This is a genomic window from Streptosporangium sp. NPDC002544 (assembly GCF_040295965.1).
Lineage (GTDB): Bacteria > Actinomycetota > Actinomycetes > Streptosporangiales > Streptosporangiaceae > Streptosporangium.
Genome location: NZ_JBEOWJ010000004.1, coordinates 26177 through 48815, shown reverse-complemented (window position 1 = coordinate 48815; position 22639 = coordinate 26177). Strand labels below are relative to the sequence as shown.

Below are 22639 nucleotides of genomic sequence, written 5' to 3'. Positions count from 1 at the left end.
GCTCGCGCAATGTATCGAAAAGGTGGGGGTTTGTCCTGATCGCGCAGCTGAGGACCAATGAAGCGGCGCGTCTCACACCGGCATAAGCCGGTTATGCGGGGGTAACCGCTCCTGTCGTGAGCGACGTTCAGACGGGGACCGTGACCACGAAGGTCCCCGCGAGGTTGGACCGGCTGCCGTGGTCACGATGGCACTGGATGATCGTCGTCGGCCTCGGCACCGTCTGGATCCTCGACGGCCTCGAAGTGACGATCATCGGAAACCTCTCCGCCCAGCTGGCCAAGGAGGGCAGCGGCCTGGCGATCACCCAGGCCCAGGTCGCAGGGCAGGCCGCGGCCCTCTACGTGGCGGGGGCGTGTCTCGGGGCGCTGTTCTTCGGCTGGCTCACCGACAGGTTCGGCCGGAAGAAGATGTTCATCATCACGATGGCCGTCTACCTGGTCGCCACCGCCGCGACGGCGTTCTCCTTCTCCGTCTGGTGGTTCTTCCTGTTCCGGTTCCTGACCGGTTTCGGCATCGGCGGCGAGTACGCGGCCGTCAACTCGGCCATCGACGAGCTCATCCCGAGCCGCCATCGCGGCAGGATCGACATCATCATCAACGGCAGCTACTGGCTCGGCGCCGCCGGAGGCGCGCTGCTGACCGTGCCGCTGCTCGACAACCTCCCGCTGAACATCGGCTGGCGTGTCGCCTTCGGGATGGGGGTGGTGCTCGGCCTGGCCATCCTGCTGGTCCGCAGACACGTGCCGGAGAGCCCTCGCTGGCTGTTCATCCACGGCCGCGACCGGGAGGCCGAGAGGCTGGTCGACGAGGTGGAGAAGCGGATCGAGCGCGAGGAGGGCGTCCCGCTCGACGAGCCCTCGCGGTCGATGACCATCCACCAGCGCACGTCGATCGGCTTCGGGCGGATCGCGCACACCATGGTCGCCCGCTACCCCAAGCGCACGGTCCTCGGCCTGGCGCTCTTCATCGGTCAGGCGTTCCTCTACAACGCCATCACCTTCGGGTACGCACAGATCCTGTCGACCTTCTTCGGCATCGTCACCCACACCGGCTACTACTTCGCGGTCATCGCGGTCGGCAACTTCCTCGGCCCGCTCCTGCTCGGGCGGTTGTTCGACACGGTCGGCCGCATCCCCATGATCTCCGGCACCTACATCGGGTCCGGGGTGCTCCTTCTCGGCACGGCCTGGCTGTTCGACCAGGGGGTGCTGACCGCGGTCACGCTCACCGCCTGCTGGTGCGTCGTGCTCTTCTTCGCCTCCGCCGGGGCGAGCGCGGCCTACCTGACGGTCAGCGAGATCTTCCCGATGGAGACCCGGGCCATGGCGATCGCGTTCTTCTACGCGATCGGCACCTTCGCCGGTGGCGTGTCCGGACCGCTGGTCTTCGCCAACCTGGTCAAGAGCGGCAGACCCGGTGACACGGCGCTGGCCTTCTGTATCGGCGCGACCCTCATGATCATCGCAGGGCTGGTGGAGCTCTTCCTCGGGGTCAAGGCCGAGGGCAGGAGCCTGGAGGACATCGCCCGGCCACTGAGCGCCAAGCCGGACTGACCGTCCCGCCGGGCTCGCGGGACCCGCCGCCGTCCGGGCGACTTGGTACGATAGTCGTTATCATTTGAGTATCTGTTCAGGAGTTCGCCCATGGAAGTCGTCGCCGGTCTGGACGCGTGCGTGACCGTGGAGCCCGACGAGGCCAGGGTGGCGGCGACACGGGATCGCCTTGTCACCCCGAGCGAGGCGGCCCGGCTCGCCGACCTGTTCAGGCTGCTGGGCGACCAGACCCGTGCGCAACTGCTGTACGCGCTGCTCGAGGCCGGTGAGCTGTGCGTCTGCGATCTCGCCGAGACCGTCGAGGTCAGCGACACCGCCGTGTCGCACGCCCTGAGGCTGCTGCGGACGGCGGGCATCGTGGCCAATCGCCGGTCCGGCCGGATGATCTACTACCGTCTCGCCGACGCCCACGTCAGGATGCTCCTCGACCTCAGTCGCGAGCACCTCCGTCACGAGATCGTCGAGGGCTGAGAGCCGGTTGTCGCCGGGGTTCGCCGCGCGGTTCACGGCAGGGTTGAGGGGCGCGGCGGGGTTTTAGCGGCCGTCGTCGCGGCAGATGAGCACATAAGATCTTTTTTCACGATCTACACCGTGATCGGACTCGCCGGGCTGAACACCGTCACCCGCACCGTGATCCTTTTGGAGGTATGCATGCGTGGTACAGCTCGCGTGTTCGCCATGACCGCCGCCCTCGTCCTGGGGCTGACCGCCTGCGGTGCCGGCGGGGCGGCCGAGGGCGGGAAACCGGCCGAGCAGTCCGTTTCCAAGCCCACGGAGAAACCGACGGAGAAGCCGGCCGAGAAGCCCGCGGGGCCCGTCACCCTGAAGTACTGGACCTTCTCCCCGCCCGAGGCCGGGCTGAAGGCGGCGCTCGCCGCCTTCGAGGAGGCGAATCCCGGCATCAAGGTCGACCTGCGCACCTTCGGTGAGGCCGACTACCGCAAGCGGCTGCCCAAGGCACTCGACGGCGGCGAGGCGCTCGACGTCGTCGGGATCCACATCCCGACCATGACCGGCGCGGTCAAGAACCGGCTCCGTCCGGTCGCCGACTGGAAGGACGAGGTCTCCGGCGACCTGCTCGGGGAACTCGACCCGGTCGCGGTCAAGCAGACGGAGCAGGTCACCAAGGACGGCACGCTCTACTCGGTCCCGATGGGATCCACCGCCGGCGCGGTCATGTACTACGACGCGGCTCTCCTGTCCGAGCTCGGGGAGTCCTTCCCCAAGACGGTCGCCGATCTCGAATCCATCGTCATGCGGGTCAGGAAGGAGATCCCCGACCTCCAGCCGATCGTCTTCTCCGGCGAGCCGCGCCGGCAGGAGGAACTGCTGTTCACCATCGCCGGCCAGACCGACCCGACCCTCTCCGACGACCTGCTGGCCGGCGGAAAGTCGTGGAAGAGCGCCGAGATGGTCTCGGCCCTGACCGCCTATGGGGCGATGTTCGACAGGGGCATGCTGGCGAGGTCCACGCTGGCCCTCAGGGGCGACGGCCCGGCCGAGCTCTTCCGCTCCGGCAAGGCGCTGTTCCTGGTGGACGGCTCAGGCCAGAGCTCGATGCTGGCCACGTCCTACCGCAGGACCGGCAAGTTCTCCGTCAAGAAGATCGGCGCCGGTCCCTTCCCCACCGTCCTGCCGGGCGCCAGGCCGGCCGTCCGTAGCACGGCCGAGGTGGGCCTGGCCGTCCCCAGGAAGTCCGGGCACGTGGCCGAGGCGGCCACGCTGATCGAATTCCTGACCGTGGGCGACGGTGTCTCCAGCTGGGCCGGAGACCTGACGATGGCCCCCGCGGCTGCGGACTTCAAGGTGGAATCGTCGGTCTTCGCCACCCCGGAGGGTAAGGACGGCTACGCCGCGCTCCAGGAACTCATCCGGGGCGGCGGCTCGCTGAACGTCCCCGACGAGGTGTTCCTGGAGCGTGCGGAGGGCGATGTGATCCTCGATGTCGCCCACGGCAGGATCACCCCGGAGAAGGCGGCGGCCCGTCTGCAGGAGGAGTGGTCACGCAGCCGGTGACGGCTCCGGACCCGGTGCGGCCTCCACGGGCCGGAACGTGCGGCGGTAGGCCAACGGCGAGACGCCGACGGCCACCTGCAGGTGCTGGCGGAGCGAGGCCGCGGTGCCGAACCCGGCCCGCAGGGCGATGCCGTCCACCGGCAGGTCGCTGCTCTCCAGGAGCTGCCGGGCCAGCTCCACCCGCTGCAGGATGAGCCACTGTCCGGGGCTGAGGCCCACCTCGTCGCGGAAGCGCCGGGTGAAGGTACGGCGGCTCATCCGGGCGTGGGCGGCCAGCTCGCTGAGGGGGAGCGGCTTGTGCAGCCGTTCCAGCGCCCAGGCCCTGGTCGCCGCGGTGGTCGCGGCGGTCGGCGCGGGAAGCGGGCGCTCGATGAACTGGGCCTGGCCGCCGTCGCGCCACGGCGGCACGACGCATCGCCTGGCCACCCGGTTGGCCACCTCGGTGCCGTGGTCGCGCCGGACGATGTGCAGGCAGAGGTCGATCCCCGCGGCCACTCCGGCGGAGGTGAGCACATCCCCGTCGTCCACGAACAGTACGTCCGGGTTGACCCTGACCCGGGGAAACAGCTTCTGGAAGTGCTCGGTGTGGCTCCAGTGGGTGGTCGCGGGGCGGCCGTCGAGCAGTCCGGCCGCCCCGAGCACGTAGGCGGCGGTGCAGATCGAGACCAGGCGGGTGCCCGGCCGGATGAGCGCGATCGCGTCGGCCATGGGCCTGGTGAGCCGTCCCTCGGTGGAGACGGGGCCGAGCGCGTGGGTGGCGGGGATCACCACGGTGTCCGCGCCGGCCAGGGCCTCGGCTCCGTGGTCCACCGCGATCGAGAAGTCGGCGTCGGTGCGTACCGGGGCGCCGTCGACGGTGCAGGTGAGCACCTCGTAGAGCCGCTCGCCCTCGGGGCTCCTGGCGATACCGAAGATGCGCGGCGGGATGCCCAGCTCGAAGGGGATCACACCGTCCATGGCGAACATGACGACCCTGTGCATGGCCTGATTCTCACATATGACGGATACGGGCCATCTCCGCAGGGGCCGGACCTCGTGATCATCAGGGTGGTCTCTCCGCCAACCCGTCGGAGGGATCCCTCAGCGGCGTGTGGCGGTCGACAGCGGGAGGCAGAGGACGATTCGGGCGCCGTTGCCGGTGGCGCGGTCGGTGGCACAGAGCCTGCCCTGGTGCGCCAGGGCGATGTCCCTGGCGATGGGCAGGCCCAGGCCGGTTCCCCCGGCGTCGCGGCTGCGCGCCGAATCCAGGCGGGTGAACCGCTGGAAGATCCGCTCATGCTCCCCGGCCGGGATGCCGAGCCCGTCGTCGATGACCTCCATCACGGCCTCGTCCCGTTCGATTCCGACCCGGACCTGTATCTCCTTCGTCGCGTGCCGGTCGGCGTTGGTGAGCAGATTGGTCAGCAGCCGGGTCAGCTGGAGCCGGTTGCCTCGCACCACGACGTCGGGAGCGAGCTTCAACAGCACCTCGTGCCGGTGGGGCCACCGCTCCACCTCGGCGGTGACCAGCTCGGAGAGGTTGATCTGCTCCGATGTACTCTGCACGCCGGCGTCGAGGCGGGTGAGCAGCAGAAGGTCGTCGATGATGGCCTGGAGCCGTTCTGCGTCCGCCAGCACGGAGCGCATGGTCGTGTGCGAATCCTCCGCGTCGGGATCGGAGATCGCCAGTTCGAGTTTGGTGCGCAGCCCGGTCAGCGGGGTGCGCAGCTCGTGGGAGGCGTCGGAGGCGAAGCGGCGCTGGTGCTCCACAGCCCGCTCCAGTCTCTCGAGGGTCGCGTTGACGGTCTTGGTGAGCTGCGCCACCTCGTCCTCGGAATCGGGTACGGGCATCCGGCGGCTGAGGTCGGTGGCGGTGATCTCGGCCATCTTGGCGCGGATCCGCGCCACCGGTTTCAGGGTGCGACCGGCGAGCTGCCAGGTGCCCCAGCCGAGCAGCGCGAGGAGCACGGAGCCGAAAAGCGCCAGTGAGATCTCCAGGACGTTGGTACGGAGCAGTTGGGGTTCCGGTGCCGCCGCGTAGACCATCACCTTGCCGTAGGGGGAGTGATCGATCCGGAAGCCCACGATGATGTAGCACGTCTGCCGCCCCGTGGGGAAGGTCATGCAGGACGTCCCGTTCACCCGGAGGTCGCCGTCGGTAGGGAGTGTTTCGCTGATCCTGGGCTTCCCCTTCATGGCGGGGCTGGCGGCGACCACCCGGCCGTCGGCCGCGACGACCTGGATGAGGGAGATGTGGCTGGTGGGAAGGACGACGGCGTTCGCGGGCCCGTTCTCGACGCTCTGGACCGCCTTCCCGGCGGCCTCGGCCACCGCGTCGGTGGCGTCGGTCAACACTTTGTCCCGCACGACATCCTGTATGGCGAACATGCCGATCCCCAGCACCAGCATGAACAGGACGAGCGCGGTGAGGGTCATGCGGCCCTGGATCGAACGTGGATATCGCAATGCCGACGTTCCCCCTCGAAAGGGTCTTTACTCCTATAAATGCATACTTAGGACTATTTATAGGTTATTGGTATTAATCAGACAGCAAAGCCGGGTCAAGTTTTTATGCTCATTTGATGGTGAGGGGAAATGGCTTCCAGCTCAGGCGGGATCGGGAGGAAGCCGCCGGGGCCTTCGCGGCATCCCGATGGCAGCCGGTCGATCATGGCCTGCCCGGCGTCCCTCCCGTACGGCTCGCCTCGAAGTCCATCTGACGGGAGCGGTCAGGCGCCGGTGCACGAGTCGTGGGTCGCGTCGAAACCCTTCAGGCTCTCGTTGTCGTTGCGGGGAAGCGGCTTCAGGCCTTTCCAGTCGTCACCGATCGTCAGGATGAGCCTTCCCGTGGTCGCCCAGGAGACGGGCTTGGGGGTGGAGGCGATCAGGTCTCGGCTGAGGGTGGGCGCCTTGGCGGTGCCGTTCGGCGAGTAGGCGATCGTGGTCGCCGGGTACGGCTTGCGCAGGGCGTCGCCGATCCTGGCGACGTGATAGCCCCGCTCCTCCAACTGGACCGCCACTCCGGTGGCCAGGCCGGACCGCATGGTTCCGTTGCGCACCTCTATCTGGATCTTCGATCGGGGCACCCTGGACTGGCCGCCCCTGACCCCGGAGCCGGCGATCGCCCGGTCCGTCGCGACGATACGGAACAGCCTGCCGCTCTGCGGCTCGACCCACTCCACCCGGCCCGGGTGGACCAGCGAGTAGCGCCACGGGGTGGTGATGAAGTGGATCTGCCCGGCGGCGAGCCCCTCGGCGCTGGTGGCCAGGTCCTTCATGACGCCCGGGGTGAGGCCGGGATCGGTGGTGACCGATTTCGTCGCCGCGTCCAGGAAGCCGAAGAGCCGGGCCGGGTCGGTGAGCGTCTCACCGCTCATGACCTTCTTGACCATGGAGGCGATGAACATCTGCTGGCGCTGGATGCGCCCGATGTCCGATCCGTCGCCCAGGCTGTAGCGGGCCCGTACGTAGCCCAGGGCCTGCTCACCCCCGAGGTTCTGACGTCCGGCGGACAGGTGGAGCAGGGCCTTCTTGTCGTCGATCGCCTCGGGCACGCAGATCTCCACGCCACCGACCGCGTCGACCATGTCCTTGAAACCGGTGAAGTCGACCTTCACGAAGTGGTCGATGTGGATGCCGGTGAGCGATTCGACGGTCTTCCAGGTGCAGGTGATGCCGCCGGAGTTGAACGACTCGTTGATCATGCCCAGGTGCGGCCGCTGCCCTGGCAGCCCCTGCCTGGCCCGGCAGGCGGGGAGCTGGACCATCGAGTCGCGCGGGAAACTGATGACCATCGCGTTGTCCCGCTTCGGCGAGATGTGCGCGAGCATGATCGTGTCGGTCCGCTCGCCCGCGACCCGGCCGTACCTCGCGTTCTTGCCGTTTCGCTGGTCCGAGCCGACGATCAGGACGTTCATCGCACTGGTCGCGACCTTGGCCGGTCGGCGTCCGAGGTCCTCCGCGGTGACCTCGACGTGCTTGACGTTGCCGGTCAGCTTGACGTACGCGCCGGCCACGGTCCCGCCCGCCACGAGCAGCACGGCGGTGACGGCGGCCACCAACCACCACAGCCACCTGCGACCAGGGCGGAACGAGCGCCGACCGGGTGGAACCGGGGGCGGCTCGGGGAACGCGCCGATCACTCCGCTGCTCACGTGACTCCCGGGGGGGAAGGGGCCACGGCATGCGCTCGTGACCAAGGAGCCGTACTCCGGCCGTCGCCGAGTGTACTGATCTTCCGGCGCGGTGAGGTTCTTTACGCGGCATATCCCGTATAGGGGTGCATGTCCTGTTACGATCCGCCGGTGATTATCCGTGACGGGCACCTCGGCGACGTACCGGCTGTCCTGGCGATGTTCGACAGCGCGGTGGCGTGGCTGACCTCCCAGGGGCGCACCGGCCAGTGGGGCAGCGAACCGTTCTCGACTGACGCGGCCCGTGTGGAGAGTGTCACCTCATGGGCGACGTCCGGCGGGATGCGCGTCGCCGAACTCGACGGCCGGCCCGCGGGATGCCTGGTCGTGGGGTCCGCGATGCCCTACGTCACCCCCGCCTCCGAGCCCGAGCTGTACGTCCAGGGGCTGGTCATCGACCAGCGGTTCCACGGTCGCGGGGTCGGCTCGGCCCTGCTGGAGCGTGCCAGGGCCGAGGCCGTCGAGCGGGAGGTCGCGCTGCTGCGGGTCGACTGCTACGGCGGCGACGACGGTCGCCTGGTGGCGTACTACGAGAGCCAGGGCTTCACCAGGACCGAGAGTTTCAAGGTCGGCGACTGGCCCGGTCAGCTCCTGGAGATGAGGCTTCCCGCAGCGAGGGACTGAACGGCTCGCGACGGGCGGGGGGTCCGGCGGCGGCACGCGCGGGCTTGTCACGCGGCCGAAATTTCGATACGAGAGGATTGACCGGAGATCTACCACTATTTGGGGGATTTGTGGTTGGCGCTCTCGATCATCGCTACCGCGGTGAGCATCCAATGCGTACGCTCGCCTATCTCTTCCGGGAGGACCGCCTCAGGCTGCTCGTGGCGGTCTTCGCCTTCCTCTTCAAGCACAGCCCCACCTGGCTGCTGCCGCTGATCACGGCCAATGTCGTCGACATCGTGGTCGGTCACGGCCCGATCGCGCATCTGTGGGTCAACGCGGGCGTGCTGCTCGTCCTGCTGCTCCTCAACTATCCCCTCCACCTGCTCTACGTCCGCTGCCTGCACGGAGCCATCCGCCGGATGGGGACGGACCTGCGCTCCGCGCTCTGCCGCCGCATGCAGCAGCTCTCCATCGGCTACCACTCGCGGGTCAGCGCCGCCGTACTCCAGACCAAGGTCATCCGGGACGTCGAGAGCGTGGAGCAGACCAGCCAGCAGGCGGCGGACATGGGCCTGTCCGCGCTCACCATGCTGGCCGGGGGCCTGGTGGTGATCGCCGTGCGGGTGCCCGCCGCGATGCCGGTCTTCCTGGTGGTGGTACCCGCCGCCGCGCTGCTCGTGATGCGGATGCGCACCCGGCTGCGCGACGACAACGAGAGCTTCCGCCGCGAGGTCGAGCAACTGTCCACCCGGGTCAGCGAGATGACCACGCTCATCCCGATCACCCGCGCGCACGGCCTGGAACAGGACGCCCTGCACCGCGTCGACGGCACGCTGACCAAGGTGCTGCGCAAGGGGCTCCGGCTGGACCTGCTCAACGGCAGTTTCGGCGCGCTGGCCTGGATCCTGCTCAACATGCTCGGTGTCGCCTTCCTCGCCGGCTCCGCGCTCGTCGCCTACTACCAGGTCATCCCCATCACCGCGGGCGACGTGGTCATGCTCACCACCTTCTTCGCCACCCTCACCTCCGCCGTCACCTCCCTGCTCAGCCTCACCCCGGTGATCAGCAAAGGGCTGGCCTCCGTACGATCCATCGGTGAGGTGCTCCAGGCGCCCGACCTGGAGCACAACGCGGGCAAGGAGCAGGTCGTCTCCGTCGGCGGCGAGATCGAGTTCCGCGACGTCGAGTTCTCCTACGGCGAGGGCACCGCGGTCACCGGGTTCAACCTCACGGTGACCCCCGGAGAGACGATCGCGCTGGTCGGCCCCTCGGGAGCGGGCAAGTCGACGGTGCTCAATCTCGTCATCGGCTTCGTGCGTCCCACCTCCGGCCGGATCCTGCTGGACGGGCATGACATGGAGACACTGGACCTGCGGACCTACCGCAGGTTCCTGTCCGTCGTACCGCAGGAGTCGATCCTGTTCGAGGGCAGCATCAGGGAGAACATCACCTACGGCATGGCCGACGTCCCCTCCGACAGGGTGCGGCAGGCGCTCCAGGACGCCAACGCGCTGGAGTTCATCGACCGGCTCCCCGCCGGCCTCGACACGGTCGTCGGAGAGCGGGGCGCCCGTCTGTCGGGCGGCCAGCGCCAGCGTCTGGCCATCGCCCGCGCCCTGATCCGCGACCCGCGTGTGCTGATCCTGGACGAGGCCACCTCCGCCCTGGACACCCGCTCGGAGGCGCTCATCCAGGAGGCGTTGACCCGCCTGGTCGCCGGGCGCACGGTCCTTGTCGTCGCTCACCGGCTGTCGACCATCCGCGGCGCCGACCGCATCGTGGTCATGCGCGACGGCGGGATCCAGGAGATGGGCACTCACGACGAGCTGATGCGGTTGCGCGGCGTCTACGCCGGGCTGCAGGGCGCCCAGCTCGCCTGAGCACCTTCCGGCCGTCCGTTTCCCCGCGGAACCAGCCGGTCCCGGAGCAGCCTGTCCGGGAACGTGAGGAGGGCGCGGGACCCATGTCCCGCGCCCTCCCGCCCTACCGAGATGGGGTCAGCCCGCGACGCCCGTCCCGGACGGGTAGATGCGGAGCCAGTCCACCTCCATCCACGCCTCTCCCGAGCTGCCCTGGCCCGGGAACCAGTCCAGCTGCAGGCAGACCGACATCGAACTGCGGGTGGCGTTGCCGGAGCGGAACCACTCCTGCCCGTCGATGTAGCCGACGACGCTGTTGGGGGTGATCTCCACCGCGTAGGTGTGCCAGGTGGTCATGTCGATGTTGGCGTGGGCCTGCTCCTGTCCCTGCGGGGTGTGCAGGAAGAAGTTCGGCCGCTGCCTGTTCGGGTCGTCGATGACCTCCAGGAAGTCCACCTCCTCGCCGGTGGAGCTCTGCACGTTGCCGCCGCCGTCCTTCGGCCACAGCAGGGCGACGGGATGGTACGACCCGGCGCCCGGGTACAGGCGGATGCGGGTCTCCCAGCGCCCGTAGGCCTGGTCGTGACGGGCGGCCAGCCCGGCCGTGGTCCCGTCCTCACGGCCGTACAGGTAGAGCGCCCCGTTGCCGAGGTAGAGCTGCTGCGGAGAGCGGCGGCCGTTACCCGCGTGCCCGGCCGAGTCGTAGAACACCCAGTCGGACTCGTTGAGGTAGTCGTCGAACTCCGCGCACCAGGACGGTGTGCCCCAGTTGAGGGCTTGCGCGGCGCTGGCCTCGCCGGTTGTGGCGGGGGCGCAGGGCGCCGCCTTGACCACCTCTCCCTGGGCCGCGCTGAGAGTGCTCACCGCCAGCGCGGCCACCATGCTGAGTACGGCTACCCGCACGTGGGATCTGGTGATCATGATTACTCCTCCCAGGATCTGGCGCAGAGTTTGGAGGGACTGAAGCTCCAGCAGCCGACGGTCGTCGGGCTGGGGGCCGCCGTCCTCTTCGGGCTTGACAGCGGCTGGGCGGACTGGGGTGGCGGTGCGAACACCCAGCGGGGCGTGTTCGACGACGACGATCCCTGGTTCGAGACCGGCAGGGCGTCAGGAGACTCCGCGGTACGGCTCCGCCAGGGCGCGAGGCTCCAGCACGAGGCGATGTCGGCGGGGTCGCACACCTCCGAGGCGGAGCGCTTGAACGAGGGCGGCGGCACGACGGTCCGTGGGGAGGAGTCCACCGCCTGGGGCTGGTTGTCACGGACCCACTCGCTCAGCAGGGTGGGCTCGTAGACGCCGGTCTGCGCGGGGGCGGGCTGTGGCGTGTGCGACGCCTGGCTCGGCGCGCCGGTGCGCGGTGGCGTGGTGGGGATGGTGGGGATGGTGGGCTGACTCGCCGAGGGCGTCGGCGTCGCCTTCGGCGGGATCGACGTCGGCTTCGGGAGTGTCGGCTTCGGGATCGACGTCGGCTTCGGGAGTGTCGGCTTCGGGATCGATGTCGGCTTCGGGAACGTCGGGAGTGTCGGCCTCGTGGGACTGGGGGTGCCGGCCGGTGCCGTGGTGGCCGGCGGGGTCGCGGCCGGGCCGGTGGCCGTCTCACTCGGCTTCGGCGCGGGGGTGCCGGAGGGTGCCGGCGTCGCGGACGGCGGCTCGGTGCCCCCAGGAGGCCTGGTGGGCTGGCTGCTCTTTGGTGGCGTCTGGGTGGGCTTCGGGGGCGTCGTCGGCGCGGTGGTGCGCGTGGTGGTGTTCGCGGGTGGTTCCTCGGTCGGACGCGTCCTGGAGGGCGCCGGGTCCGCCGATGCGGTGGTCCCGGTCCGTGCGGGTTGCCGAGCCGCCGTGGTCTCCCCGGCGGGGACCTCCTCCTGTGGGGCGGGCGCGGCGTTCCTCGTACCGGGGCTGTTACGGGAGACCGGCGCGGTCTCGGCGGTGGAACTCCTGGGCTCCTCCGCCGGCTTCTCCTCGGTGGTGCGGGATTGTCCCGTCTGGGTGGGTGAGGGGCTCTCCCTCTGGGCCACGGGGGCCTCGGTGGTGCGGGATTGTCCCGTCTGGGTGGGTGGAGGGCTCTCCCTCTGGGCCACGGGGGCCTCGGTGGTGCGGGATTGTCTCGTCTGGGTGGGCGGGGAGCTCTCCCTCTGGACGGAGGGGATCACGACCTCGGAGACGGCCTCCTGCTGGGGGAGCGCCTCCTGGATCGGGCCTGAGGTGGTGCTCACGCCGGGATCCGCCACGGCGGCCCACGGCTGGGCGATGACCGCGCTTGTCGTCGCGGATACCGCGGCCAGCAGTAGGCCGGAGAGTAAGCTGACTCGCCGGGACGAGCTACGTGGGGGCATTGATGGCTCTTCCTGGATCTATGAGGTGGGCTTTGGGCCGGAGATGGGTCTCCAGCCGGCGGTGGTGAATTCGGGGGTGCCCGGCAGGGCGACCGGCGGCACGGAGGCTGCCAGGGGGTCGGGGATGTTGACCCAGTCCCCCTGGTTCGCGCCGCGCATGCCGGGCTGCCAGCGCATGAGCAGGCTGATGGCGTACGAGTTGGAGAAGGTCGGTTCGGTGTCCCCGACGCCCCGGGTGGCGGTCACCTGGACCAGGACCGAGACCTGCGTCTGATCCTGGCCGCGGGGTTTCCACTGGACGCCGACCGTCCGTGTCCGCATGGCGGCGCCGTCGGGTAGCGCCCCGTCCTTGGGAAGGCCGAGGATCTCGCGCCATCCGGCGACGGCCTCGCGGGCGCCGGCCCGTGCCGCGTCGTGCTGCTCGGGTGGCGCGTACAGCAGCGCCGCCTGCTCGGCCTGTGCGGAGTCCAGGGTCCACGCCGCCTCCAGCGCGGCGGCGGCGGCCGAGATCGCGCCCACCTCGCTGCGGGGGAATCCGACGGGGTAGCCGGCCGCGCCCTCGTAACCGGAGGGCGGGGCGAGCATGACGGTGTCCCCGGCGTTCCCGACGGGTACGGAGGCGCTCACGGTTTCGGGTTCGGATCGCAGGAGCTGCCATGCCGCGGCCGCCAGCAGGATCGCCCCCACGATCGAGACGACCACGATGATCATCCGGCGCCGAGCGTTCGGCGGCGGGCCCAGATCCCAGTTCAGCCCGGGATCGTCGGCGACATGGCGCACTAGTGGCTCCGATCGGTGCGCTGGTTGAACGTCTGCCCGGCCGCCGCCGCCAGGCGGAGGTACGCGCCCCGGGTCGTGGGCCGCAGGCGGACCAGGTCAACCTCGGCACCCTCCTTGAGGTGCGGGTCGTAGGGGATACGGATCACCGCGCGGCAGCGGGAGGTGAAGTGGCGCTCCAGCAGGTCCAGGTCCACGTCGGACTTGGACTCCACGGCGTTCAGCACGACGATGGCGTTCCTGACCAGGTCGGCGTGGCCGTGGGCGGTCAGCCAGTCCAGCGTCGCGGCGGCAGAGCTCGCCCCGTCCACCGCGACCAGGCTGACCAGCACGATCTGGTCGGCCAGCTCCAGCGTCGCGCCCATGGCCCCGTGCAGCAGGCCGGTACCGCAGTCGGTGATGCAGATGGAGTAGTAGCGCTCGATGAGACCGGCGACGGTGCGGTAGTCCTCGGCGTTGAAGGCCTCGCTCACGGCCGGATCGGTGTCGGAGGCGAGGACCTCAAGCCGGGCGGGGGACTGCGAGGTGAAGGCACGCGCGTCGGCGTAGCGCAGGATGTGGGGGGCCTCGGCCAGCATGGTGCGGATGGTCGCGGCCGTCTCGGACTTGACCTTGAGGCCCAGGGTCCCGCGGTCGGGGTTGGCGTCGATCGCGATCACCCGGTCGCCGCGCAGGGAGGCCAGGGTGTTGCCGAGGGCGACGGTCGTCGTGGTCTTGCCCACCCCGCCCTTGAGGCTCATGACCGCGATCCGGTGGTGCCCGCTCGCGACGGGGGTCTGTGCCTGCGCCATCAGCGTGCGCCGTTCCAGCTCCGCCGCCGACTCCGCGGGGATGATGCGCCTGCCGGAGAGTTGCCAGACGAGGCGGCGCCATCCTCCGGCGGGCTCAGGACGGCGGTTGGTGAGCAGGTGTTCCGCGGTGAGCGGGACCGTTTCATGGAACTGCTCGGCCGGAGTGGGTGGTGATGTCTGGATATGGGGGGAGGTATCGGTCATTGCCAAGTTCCTTTCGCAGGGAGGGGGACGGGGCTGTCAGCAGGTCCGCCAGCGCACCGTCGTACTGATCGAGTCGTCGAGGCCGTGAACGGTCAGCGGGACGGTGACGGAGGCGGGGGCACCGCACCAGTTGCGGATCCGGTGGGCCCGCAGGTTGATCACCTGCGTGACCCCTTCCCGCAACGTGCCGTCGGAAGGGCTCACGGCCAGGCCGGGAGCCGATATCCGCCACTTCAACGGCTCTCCCGAGATGGTGAGGATCATGCTTCCCTGGCCGAACTCGTCCAGCGTCACCACGGGCGGGACCCGCAGGCGAGAGGCGAGTCCGTCTCGTCGCGCCGGCGCGCCCGCGGCGGGGGGAGCCTGGGTGGTCTGGCTGGTGGACGCCTGCAGCGACCTGGCCGGCTCCTTTGACTCGATCGCGGGGCCGAGAAGGTTCATTCCGGTCAGGGTGCCGGCCGCGCCCGCCACGACGATGATGACGATCTTGATCGTCATGTTCCTGATCCGGGTACCGGCCCAGCTGAGCGCCTCCAGCACGCGGATCCCTATCTCGATCCGCTCCTCGTCGGGGCGGTCGTCGGGTTCGGTGTGGAAGCGCAGCGCGGGAACCTGGGTGTCGTCGCGCATCTCGACGGACGCCTGCCCCGCGATGACGACGGGCTCGGCCCTGGCCACAGGTTGAGAGGCGGGCGGCGCCTGCCTGGGGATGGTGCCGGTGATCTCCTCGCTCTGGGCGAGGACCTCGCGCGCCCATGCCTGGGTGAGCAGGGCGTCGTACAGCGGGGTGTCGTGCCCGGGTACGGGGGGTGCGGACGGTGGGCGGACCGGCCGGGTCCTACGGGGTGGCAGGGCGGGCAGCGGGGGCAGGCCGGAGGGATCGGAGGCGCCCGCCGCCGGCCCGCCGGCCGGTGGCGTGACCGTACTCGCAGACCCCGTGCCCGTTGACGTCGTGGCCGGTGGTTTCGCCGGCGGCTTCGAGGCCACCGGCGGATAGGGAGGTGTGCCGACCCTGGGCGCGGGCAGTGCCACGGCAGGCGGTACCGGAGCGGCGGGGACACCGCTCCCGGCCGGAGGAGCGGGGAGGACGGAGGACCGGCCCTCGGCGGGAGGTGCGGGCAGGAGCGCGGACCCGCCACGGGCCGGGTGTGCGGGCGGGACCGCCTCCGGGGGCAGCGAGTCCGTGAGCCGCTGCCGCTCCTCGGCGGAGAGCGGCGCGACCGGCGGGTGGGAGATCATCTGTGGGACCGTGTAGCGGATGTTGATCGGCCGCGTGCACACGGAACACCTGATCATGTGGGAGAGCAGGGTCGTCCGGGCGTCGTCGGGATCGATGGCGGAGGATGCCTGCCCACCGGGCCTACCGGTGGGGAAGACGCCCGGAAAGACCGCCTCCACCAGCGGGGCGAGCTCCGGACAGGTACGCCGCCCGTTGGCGAGCGCGTCCAGCCCGCTCACCAGGGTCTCGATCAGATCCTGGGTACGGGTGGCGAGCCTGCCGATCTCGTCGGCGGGCATTCCCAGCACGTGGGGGAGATCCTCCATGCCGAGCGCGTGGCGGTACATCAACCTGAGCGTCTCCGTGCCCAGGGGGTCGACGATCGTCCACACCCGTTCGATCAGCAGGGCATCGGGCATGCCGGGCCCCGAACCCGGCACGTACCGCTCCCGGTGGCCGGTGGAGGTGCGGCAGTCACGTCGCAGCGCGGCCAGCAACCGTCCCCGGACCGTGACGCCCTCGGGGGCGGCCTCGGTCCGGCCGGCCGCCAGCGCGGCGACGACCGCCGCGCGTGCCCGGCCGGATTCGAGGCGGGAGGCGGCGTAGTCCATCAGGTGCGCGCCGTGCTCGCGCACCCAGGCCGCCCCCTGGCCGGGGCCGGGCGCGAAACGCCCGGTTCCGGTGGGTGTGCTCATTGGCCGTCGTATTCGACCGGGTCCGGCTCGACCTGGCCTTGGTCGGGCTGGAAGGGGGAGGTCCGGTTTCGGTCGTTCTCGCCGCGCCCCCACTGTGCGGGGGCACCGTCTCCGGTGCCCGGCTGAGCCGGGCTCAACCGGCCGGGGTCGGGCTGTGCGGGAACCTGCCGGCCCTGGTCGGGCTGATCGGGAAGGTTCTGGCCGGGAAGGGACTGGGCGGGATCGGGCTGGCCGGGATCGGGCTGGACCTGGTCGGGCACCGGCTGGGGAAGCGGCGCGGGAGCGGGGTCGGTCACCACGAGTTCCAGGTTCCGCTGGGGCAGGCCGGTGAACTTGGTCCAGTTGCTGACCTCACCGGATGCGGGCTCCGCGTAGAGCCAGCGGATGAACGCGGGCCACAGGCACGAGTCGCGGGGGATCGTCTGGCCGCTCTGGGCCGGGCTCGGCCCCTGGGACGTGCTCAGCGCCTGGAGCTCCTCGGCGGTGTAGTTGCGGCACGGTGGCGTGCCCGGCGGAGCGATGTTGAGATCCCACACGCCGTTCTCGTCCGTGTAGCGCATGCCCCTGTCCAGCCCGAGGGCCTCGTAGGCTCGCCGCAGGAGCTCAGGGTCCTCGAAGACCGGCAGCGAGACGCCGTTCTGGCCGCCGGGGAGTTGCGGTGTGGCCGGCATGAGCACGGTTCCGTCGGGACCCTGCGACGCGTTCTCGCCGGGACCGGCGGACGGCTGTGGCTGGACAGGCTTCAGGCTGCCACCGGGCGCCGTCGGTGCCGCTGTCGGCGTCACCGTTCTCGGCGGGGCCGACGGCTGTTTCCTCGGCGAAGGCGCGCCCGCGTCGTCCGTCGGCCTGGTCGCGGGGGGCACGACGGCGGGCGCCGTGGGGGGCCTGACATCGCCGGAGGGCACGATCGGCTGGCCCGTACCCGACCGGATCGCCGGCAGCAGGGTGCCCGTCGGCCGGGTGTGCGGTGCCGTCTCCCCTGGCTGGGTGGTTCGGTTGCCGCCGGGAGGCTGGGGTTGTGACTTGTTGTCGCCAGTGGGCTGTGGCTGGGAGGTCCGGTTCCCGCTGGGGGGTTGCGGCTGTGAGGTCCGGTTCCCGCCGGGGGGCTGGGAGGGCTTGTTCCCGCCGGGGGGCTGGGGCTGCGATGACAGTGAGGGGCCCGAGGACTTCGTCCTGCCGGCCTCAGGAGCAGGCTTGGGTGGCGAGACCACCTCGACCTTCTTCTCCGCGGGGTGCTCGATGACGCTGCCGCTCTCGCTCTCGCTCTGCGAGATGTTCCCGCTGACCTTCTCCGTCGGCGTCGGTGCCGGAGGGGCCGGGGGCTTGACGGGCTGGGGATTCGCCACCGGTGGTGCAGCCGGGGGTTGCACCGGCCCCGGGTTGGGGGCGGGCTGCACCGGCGCCGAGGTGGCCTTGGGGGCCGCCGGGGCATTCGTCGTGGGGGTCGAGGGTTTCGCCGCCGTGGTCGTCTTGGGCGGTGGCGGGATCGGCGTGCTCTTGGGGTTTCCGGGCCGCTGTGCGAGAGGGGCTGCGGCGGCGGCCAGGGCCAGGACCGGGAGGGCGACACAGCCTTCCCCCGATGCCTCGACCGCGTGCCCGTCGGTGGTGGTGGTCAGGCAGACCCGCGGGTCCGTGGAGTCACCCCTGCGTGCACCGCCCGCGATGGTGCTGCCCGCGTCGGCGCCGGAGAGCGGGACCGGTTGGTCACTGCCGGAAGACGCGCTCGACGACCAGGCCTTGGCCTGGTCGTCGAGGAGATACGTGCCCGCGGCCAGTCGCATCACCTGCCCCCCGCCGGGGTCGGAGCGGACGGCGATGACGGTTCCCAGCCCGGCGCCGGCGCTGAAGACGCCGATCGCGACACTCGCAGTGAGCACCGTCGCGCGTGATGGCTTACGTGAGGGTGTCATTATGAATGTTCCTTTTCTTCCGGTGAAACGTCAGTCGCCGTGGCTCTCCAGGACGTCGCTCCACTCGCCCAGCACGCGAGCGGGCTCGTTCGAGCCGGCAGGGGGGACATATGTCACATACATGCGTCCGTATGTGGCGCTCACCGAGTGGGCGAAGGCCTTACCGCGGGTGCGGACGGCGGCCGAGCCCTTCAGCTTGACCGTCGCGCCCTCCCGCTCCGCTTCGCGGACCTCGGTGGATCGGGCTCCGTACCAGACCAGGGCGCCCCCGTCACTGGTCCTGAGCGCGCGTACCGGTCCCTCAAGCCGGTACGACAGCGTGAGCTTCCAGTCGGCCTGTCCCAGCTGCGCCCGCTCCTGCTGCCAGAACAGTGCGGCCTCGCTGGTCCACGGCCCCTCGTCGAACCGTGCGTCGACCTCGGCGTTCTCCAGGCTCGCCAGGTGTGCGCGGGCGATCTGGCGAGGGGTCGCGCTCAGCCCGGTGGCGTTCTCCGGCAGGCTCGTCGCGTAGCCTTCGGCGTCGGTCGCTATCTTGGGGAACCGCGCCGGGGTGGCACGCGTGTCGGCGGCCGAGGCGACGAGCCGCCAGCCACCGGGGGCCGAGCTCATCACGTCGACGATCCGGGCGACACCGGGTTCGTACGAGACCGCCACGAACCAGTCGGCGGTGCCGTTCACATGGCGCGGGATCCATATCTGCGGGTTGGGCCATATCCCCGAGGCCAGCGACTTCTTCTCCATCTCGGCGGTCTTGAAGCCGGCCCGCGTCATCTCCAGCGCGAGCCCGTGCTCCAGCTTCGCCATGGCGGCCTGGTCCTTCCTGCTCTGGGCGGCCGACAGCCCTCGCTGGTAGCGGCCGTGGATGCCGTACGCCTCCTTGACGGTGAGCTGAGGCGGGCGGGACGCGGCCGGCGAGTCGGTGTCGGGCGGGGGGGTTTTCGTCTCGCTCCGGGGTTTCTCCGTACGGGGTTTCTCCGTGGGGGGTTTCTCCGTACCGGTCGCCTCGGGGCGAGGAGAGGACCTACCGCTCTTTGCGGGTTTCGGGGTTGAACCGGGGGTGGGGGGTGAGGAGGACGGCGTCGGTGAGGGCGAGGAAACGGCCTTCTCCCAGCCGGCGTCCGAGGAGTCGGGGGTGGGGTTCGCCGCGAGGGGCGGACCGGAGGGCTCTCTGGTCGCGAGCCAGAGCGCGGAGGCGGCGATGATCGCTAAAACCGCCGTGAACAGAATGACCTTCCGCCAATCGAATGACAGGAGGCGTTCGGGATGCCAGTCGGATCCTTGTTCGGAATCATGCCTGGAGGAAGCACCGCCACGGCCAGAGGACCCAGCCTGTCCATCTGGGAAATCTGATGCACGCCATGACATAGGTCCAAATATTAGACTGACCGTGATCTATTGGGAAGGTAAAGGGCTTAGTAATTGATACTTATGGCTATTTGATTATAAATAACACTTAAGTCGACATATGGGCTGTCCGAAATACGGACTGCCCCCACCTGCTGGCATCCTGTCGATGGACCGTACCAGTAGTTCTCTAGAGATGTGCCGTCATCTCTGGGTTTCGGGTGACCTTCCGTGCTCCTTGGTGAACTGCCCTTTTTCCAGAGCAAGCCCGTTGTTCACCTTCCGTTGGGCTTTCCGGTCTCCGGCCGGGCGTCCCGCAGGAGGCAAGTGATCGCGAAAACCTTTCACACTCCAGATTGGTACAAGCTCCATAACAACTTGATATGAATGCGTTTCCCGGGTTCGGCTGTTCGGCCTCGGACCCCGTTCCGGGAATTGGAGCTCCGTCTTTTCCGTGCCCGCCGGGGGACGACGGTCTCCCGCCTCAGGAGGGGCGCCCCGAACGGCCCGCCGGGCATGCGATCGGCCCGCGACGAGCGCGGGCGGGGAGGCCCGGTGCCGACGCGAAACGTCCCCTCCGGGCAGGGGTGCCGTCTACTCCAGCTCGATGAGCTCCACCAGAACCGCGTTCCCCCGGGGTGCTCCCGTGCCGGGATCATCAGCAGCGAGTCGACCACCACCTGGTGAGCTCCCCGGGTCCTGGCCTCCGCGACCAGGTGCTCGCGCCGGGCCAGGTAGGAGACCCCCTCCAGATAACGCCGGGCGACCTCGCCGAACGCCTTGCCGACCTCGGTCGGCGAGTGATGGTCCCGGCCGGGGAACTGCCGCGGGATGCCGTTGACCCGCTCGCATTCGTCGCGCACGTGGGCGACGCCGACACCTTTGGCCAGGTCAGCCGGAGGTGGTCCGGCCGCCCGCGCCGAAGCCCGTCTCGTGGTTCCACAGGTGGGTGCATCCCGGGCACTGCAGGTGCAGCAGGCTTCCGGTGTTGCCGATGAGGTAGCGCCAGTGCTCCCCGCAGTTGCGGCCGCCGAGGCAGTCGTCGCAGTCGCGGTGGTCCTGGCAGCCGGGGCAGGGCACCCACGCCCTGCGTCCGAAGTCGGCGTGTGGGTCAAGCGGCACGGCCGGACTCCCTGGGGGGAAGCACGCCGGCGGCCACGAGCATGTCGTAGATCTCCTGCTGCCGGCTGTCGAGGCCGGAGTAGAGGAGGTCGTACGCCTCCTCCTCGGCCCGCAGCACCCCCGGCGGATCCCAGTCCGGCTCCAGCGCCGCCATGACGGCGGCGCGGCGGCGAGTCTCCTCAAGGGTGAGGTCGATCTCGAAGTCGACATACGGGCTGGCGCTGTCCTGGCTCATGACATGGCTTCCGGGTCTGCTGGTGAGCGTGTCGAAGGAGCGATCGGGGAGGGCGGCGGCGCCGGAGATGTGACCCGGTTCGGCCTGTGCCGGGCCGCTCTTCGCGATCAACCACATGTGCTGTGGGGAGGGGCTCCTCCTGGAGGGAAATTTCTGTCCACTATATACCTATATATCCTTTATGTTGCTTTTAGTGGTGCTTCGGGTGATGTGCGGCGGCCGGGCCGCAGGCGCCGCTTGATGTCCGGCATCCGGGGTCGGGGTCCGGGACGGGGGAACCGGGAGCCGAGAGCAGAACCCGGGTGGCCGGGTATGAAACACCCTGAGGACAACTACGGCTCGGGGGCTGCCATGACCACCTACACCCTGTCGATCGTCGAAGGCGACACCGGCGGTATCTCGTCGGGCAAGGACCTCTTTTCGCCCGACTCCCCGATCGATTTCAGCAACCTCGGCCCGTATGCCCTGATGTGGCTGACCGAGCACGGTTACCGGGAGCAGGGCCGGCGGGTCCTGGTCACTCCCGCGGGCCGGCATCCCGAGGGGGTCCACGTGATCGCCTCCCACGACGTGGACCTCTGACTCCCGTCGGATCACGGCTCCCCGGGCGCCATATCCGATTCCCTGGTGCCGCCGGGGGCGTACCCGATCATGGTTGAGCGGCCCGGCGGAACCGGGCGCCGCACGGCAGGCGGCGCTTCACCGGGCGGCACCGGTCTCCCGCGTCCGGCAGGGGGAGGCTCGGAGAGGAACCGCGATGCCCAGGTGTGACGGGCGGGTGGTCCGGCCGCGCGCGGGGGCACGGGTCTGGTCGTCGACCTGACCGGAGCGGCGCCCGCGATCCTGCACTGGAGGAAAGGACCTCGGTTCTCCGGCACCGGGTCCGACCCGTGAAGCTCTCCGAGGTGGACGATCACTTCACCGTGACATCCAGAAATATCGGATTTTTCCCGGCGAACAGTGGAGCCCCGTCCTCGTTGGTCATCTTCCAGTAGATCTTGCACCTGCCCGGGCTGTCGGCGGCGCGGACGCGCACCGCTATGTCGACGGTCTCGCCAGGCGCGGTCGTCTCGATCGCGACCCGTTCGGGAGCATGGCACGGGGTCTCGTTCATCCGGTCGAGGTAGCGCCTGTGCCACGGGATGGTCCCCGAGTTGCGGAGCCTCCACACCTTCGTGAAGTGCGTCCCGCCCCGCACCACGGTCCCGTCCGGATGCGTGACGTCCCCCTCGAAGGCGGAGTCGTCGCGCGGTGAGGCGGCGTGTGTCAGGGGGGCCTGCGGAACGGGCTTCTCCTCCCCGCCGTCGGACGACGCGACGAAGGCGATGAGGGCGCCCGCGCCACCGGCGACCACGGCGGACAGCACGGTGAGGACGACCGGCTTCCTGACGCGCGACCGTCGAACATCCCGGGATCCGGGCTCGGCCCCGGCTCCGGCCGGGACGGGCTCCCGGCCGGTGCTCCTGGCCCGCTCCCAGTGCTCCCGCCACTCGCGCTCGGCCTCGGCCGGGTCCTGTCCCAGCCGGTCGACCGCCAGGACCCGAACGAACTCCCAGGTCGTCTCCCAGCTCGGCAGCACCTGTCCCCGGGCGGCGGCGGCCAGCGACGACTTCGAGGCGGCCGCGCCCAGACGGGACGACATCTCGGCGAAGGAGGGGTCGCCCGCCTCCTCCTTGAGTTTCCAGAGCCGGTGCGCGAGCAGCGCGACAGGACCGGACTCAGGATCGGGCCGGACCGGTTTCCGCCCCCGCCGTGTCCCCGGCTCCCCGTCCCGTGGATTCGGTGACTCCGCCATATCCA

At 69.9% G+C, this 22639-nt stretch carries 21 protein-coding genes; 8 read left to right on the top strand and 13 right to left on the bottom strand.

Translation table 11 applies throughout. From position 1 onward, the window contains the following. Positions 1 to 116 precede the first annotated feature (116 nt). The 3 genes from ABT061_RS06830 to ABT061_RS06820 all read left to right on the top strand — a co-directional run bounded on the left by ABT061_RS06830 (position 117) and on the right by ABT061_RS06820 (position 3572). Positions 117 to 1556 carry an MFS transporter gene (locus ABT061_RS06830; RefSeq protein WP_350913533.1) on the top strand — a complete coding sequence of 480 codons (1440 nt, stop codon included), beginning with the start codon at positions 117 to 119 and terminating at the stop codon, positions 1554 to 1556. A gap of 90 nt (positions 1557 to 1646) precedes the next feature. Continuing rightward, positions 1647 to 2027: an ArsR/SmtB family transcription factor gene (locus ABT061_RS06825; RefSeq protein WP_350913531.1), complete on the top strand. Its 381-nt coding sequence runs from the start codon at positions 1647 to 1649 to the stop codon at positions 2025 to 2027. Positions 2028 to 2207: 180 nt separating this feature from the next. Continuing rightward, a complete protein-coding gene (locus ABT061_RS06820) occupies positions 2208 to 3572 on the top strand; it encodes an ABC transporter substrate-binding protein (RefSeq protein WP_350913529.1) in 1365 nt (454 codons plus the stop codon). Here the strand turns inward: ABT061_RS06820 and ABT061_RS06815 are convergent. Further along, positions 3558 to 4553 (bottom strand): GlxA family transcriptional regulator, encoded by a 996-nt coding sequence (locus ABT061_RS06815; protein WP_350913527.1) that lies wholly within the window; start codon positions 4551 to 4553, stop codon positions 3558 to 3560. The genes ABT061_RS06820 and ABT061_RS06815 overlap by 15 nt on opposite strands. 99 nt (positions 4554 to 4652) lie before the next feature. Then, a complete protein-coding gene (locus ABT061_RS06810; protein WP_350913525.1) occupies positions 4653 to 5987 on the bottom strand; it encodes a sensor histidine kinase in 1335 nt (444 codons plus the stop codon). A gap of 146 nt (positions 5988 to 6133) precedes the next feature. On the opposite strand from ABT061_RS06810, the gene ABT061_RS06805 reads away from it, so the two are divergent. Beyond that, positions 6134 to 6271: a hypothetical protein gene (locus ABT061_RS06805; protein WP_350913523.1), complete on the top strand. Its 138-nt coding sequence runs from the start codon at positions 6134 to 6136 to the stop codon at positions 6269 to 6271. 9 nt (positions 6272 to 6280) lie between these two features. Here ABT061_RS06805 and ABT061_RS06800 read toward each other — a convergent pair whose 3' ends face one another. Next, complete coding sequence (locus ABT061_RS06800) at positions 6281 to 7705, bottom strand: LCP family protein (protein ID WP_350913521.1); 1425 nt, start codon at positions 7703 to 7705, stop codon at positions 6281 to 6283. Positions 7706 to 7855: 150 nt separating this feature from the next. On the opposite strand from ABT061_RS06800, the gene ABT061_RS06795 reads away from it, so the two are divergent. Together ABT061_RS06795 and ABT061_RS06790 are read left to right on the top strand one after the other, a co-directional pair. Beyond that, positions 7856 to 8368 (top strand): GNAT family N-acetyltransferase, encoded by a 513-nt coding sequence (locus tag ABT061_RS06795; RefSeq protein ID WP_350913519.1) that lies wholly within the window; start codon positions 7856 to 7858, stop codon positions 8366 to 8368. 152 nt (positions 8369 to 8520) lie between these two features. Then, on the top strand, positions 8521 to 10230 hold the full coding sequence (locus tag ABT061_RS06790; protein WP_350913517.1) for an ABC transporter ATP-binding protein: 1710 nt from the start codon (positions 8521 to 8523) through the stop codon (positions 10228 to 10230). A 117-nt stretch (positions 10231 to 10347) separates the two neighbouring features. On the opposite strand, the gene ABT061_RS06785 is transcribed toward ABT061_RS06790, so the two are convergent. Continuing rightward, positions 10348 to 11130, bottom strand: coding sequence for a glycoside hydrolase family 16 protein (locus ABT061_RS06785; RefSeq protein ID WP_350913515.1), 783 nt, complete (start codon positions 11128 to 11130; stop codon positions 10348 to 10350). 30 nt (positions 11131 to 11160) lie between these two features. Here ABT061_RS06785 and ABT061_RS06780 point away from each other — a divergent pair, with 30 nt between their 5' ends. After that, positions 11161 to 11502 (top strand): hypothetical protein, encoded by a 342-nt coding sequence (locus tag ABT061_RS06780; RefSeq protein ID WP_350913513.1) that lies wholly within the window; start codon positions 11161 to 11163, stop codon positions 11500 to 11502. 1058 nt (positions 11503 to 12560) lie between these two features. On the opposite strand, the gene ABT061_RS06775 is transcribed toward ABT061_RS06780, so the two are convergent. The 8 genes from ABT061_RS06775 to ABT061_RS06740 form a co-directional block, all read right to left on the bottom strand. Next, the gene (locus ABT061_RS06775; protein ID WP_350913511.1) at positions 12561 to 13322 is read right to left on the bottom strand and encodes a hypothetical protein; all 762 of its coding nucleotides are present in this window, start codon (positions 13320 to 13322) and stop codon (positions 12561 to 12563) included. Continuing rightward, positions 13322 to 14314 (bottom strand): MinD/ParA family ATP-binding protein, encoded by a 993-nt coding sequence (locus ABT061_RS06770; protein WP_350913509.1) that lies wholly within the window; start codon positions 14312 to 14314, stop codon positions 13322 to 13324. The genes ABT061_RS06775 and ABT061_RS06770 overlap by 1 nt, the downstream gene beginning before the upstream one ends. Positions 14315 to 14350: 36 nt before the next feature. Continuing rightward, entirely contained in the window at positions 14351 to 16228 is a 1878-nt protein-coding gene (locus ABT061_RS06765; RefSeq protein ID WP_350913507.1) for a hypothetical protein, read from the bottom strand. Next, the gene (locus ABT061_RS06760) at positions 16225 to 18138 is read right to left on the bottom strand and encodes a hypothetical protein (protein WP_350913505.1); all 1914 of its coding nucleotides are present in this window, start codon (positions 18136 to 18138) and stop codon (positions 16225 to 16227) included. Before ABT061_RS06760 ends, ABT061_RS06765 begins: the two co-directional genes overlap by 4 nt. 30 nt (positions 18139 to 18168) lie before the next feature. Continuing rightward, the gene (locus tag ABT061_RS48345) at positions 18169 to 19503 is read right to left on the bottom strand and encodes a DUF8094 domain-containing protein (protein WP_502991372.1); all 1335 of its coding nucleotides are present in this window, start codon (positions 19501 to 19503) and stop codon (positions 18169 to 18171) included. A 323-nt stretch (positions 19504 to 19826) separates the two neighbouring features. After that, positions 19827 to 20345, bottom strand: coding sequence for a hypothetical protein (locus ABT061_RS06750; RefSeq protein ID WP_350913501.1), 519 nt, complete (start codon positions 20343 to 20345; stop codon positions 19827 to 19829). 28 nt (positions 20346 to 20373) lie between these two features. Continuing rightward, on the bottom strand, positions 20374 to 20604 hold the full coding sequence (locus ABT061_RS06745; RefSeq protein WP_350913499.1) for a hypothetical protein: 231 nt from the start codon (positions 20602 to 20604) through the stop codon (positions 20374 to 20376). Continuing rightward, positions 20594 to 20956 (bottom strand): DUF6400 family protein, encoded by a 363-nt coding sequence (locus ABT061_RS06740; protein WP_350913497.1) that lies wholly within the window; start codon positions 20954 to 20956, stop codon positions 20594 to 20596. The genes ABT061_RS06745 and ABT061_RS06740 overlap by 11 nt, the downstream gene beginning before the upstream one ends. Positions 20957 to 21151: 195 nt before the next feature. Here ABT061_RS06740 and ABT061_RS06735 point away from each other — a divergent pair, with 195 nt between their 5' ends. Next, positions 21152 to 21421, top strand: a complete 270-nt coding sequence (locus tag ABT061_RS06735; RefSeq protein ID WP_350913495.1) for a hypothetical protein — start codon at positions 21152 to 21154, stop codon at positions 21419 to 21421. 331 nt (positions 21422 to 21752) lie between these two features. Here ABT061_RS06735 and ABT061_RS06730 read toward each other — a convergent pair whose 3' ends face one another. Next, the gene (locus ABT061_RS06730; protein WP_350913493.1) at positions 21753 to 22634 is read right to left on the bottom strand and encodes an NBR1-Ig-like domain-containing protein; all 882 of its coding nucleotides are present in this window, start codon (positions 22632 to 22634) and stop codon (positions 21753 to 21755) included. Between the last annotated feature and the right edge of the window lie 5 nt (positions 22635 to 22639).

Excerpts from the sequence above, each read along its gene's own strand:
- ABT061_RS06825 (WP_350913531.1), top strand. The coding sequence starts at position 1,647 with ATGGAAGTCGTCGCCGGTCTGGACGCGTGCGTGACCGTGGAGCCCGAC.
- ABT061_RS06820 (WP_350913529.1), top strand. The coding sequence starts at position 2,208 with ATGCGTGGTACAGCTCGCGTGTTCGCCATGACCGCCGCCCTCGTCCTG.
- ABT061_RS06815 (WP_350913527.1), bottom strand. The coding sequence starts at position 4,553 with ATGCACAGGGTCGTCATGTTCGCCATGGACGGTGTGATCCCCTTCGAG.
- ABT061_RS06810 (WP_350913525.1), bottom strand. The coding sequence starts at position 5,987 with ATGACCCTCACCGCGCTCGTCCTGTTCATGCTGGTGCTGGGGATCGGC.
- ABT061_RS06805 (WP_350913523.1), top strand. The coding sequence starts at position 6,134 with ATGGTGAGGGGAAATGGCTTCCAGCTCAGGCGGGATCGGGAGGAAGCC.
- ABT061_RS06790 (WP_350913517.1), top strand. The coding sequence starts at position 8,521 with ATGCGTACGCTCGCCTATCTCTTCCGGGAGGACCGCCTCAGGCTGCTC.
- ABT061_RS06785 (WP_350913515.1), bottom strand. The coding sequence starts at position 11,130 with ATGATCACCAGATCCCACGTGCGGGTAGCCGTACTCAGCATGGTGGCC.
- ABT061_RS06770 (WP_350913509.1), bottom strand. The coding sequence starts at position 14,314 with ATGACCGATACCTCCCCCCATATCCAGACATCACCACCCACTCCGGCC.
- ABT061_RS06765 (WP_350913507.1), bottom strand. The coding sequence starts at position 16,228 with ATGAGCACACCCACCGGAACCGGGCGTTTCGCGCCCGGCCCCGGCCAG.
- ABT061_RS06760 (WP_350913505.1), bottom strand. The coding sequence starts at position 18,138 with ATGACACCCTCACGTAAGCCATCACGCGCGACGGTGCTCACTGCGAGT.
- ABT061_RS48345 (WP_502991372.1), bottom strand. The coding sequence starts at position 19,503 with ATGTCATGGCGTGCATCAGATTTCCCAGATGGACAGGCTGGGTCCTCT.
- ABT061_RS06740 (WP_350913497.1), bottom strand. The coding sequence starts at position 20,956 with ATGTGGTTGATCGCGAAGAGCGGCCCGGCACAGGCCGAACCGGGTCAC.
- ABT061_RS06735 (WP_350913495.1), top strand. The coding sequence starts at position 21,152 with ATGAAACACCCTGAGGACAACTACGGCTCGGGGGCTGCCATGACCACC.
- ABT061_RS06730 (WP_350913493.1), bottom strand. The coding sequence starts at position 22,634 with ATGGCGGAGTCACCGAATCCACGGGACGGGGAGCCGGGGACACGGCGG.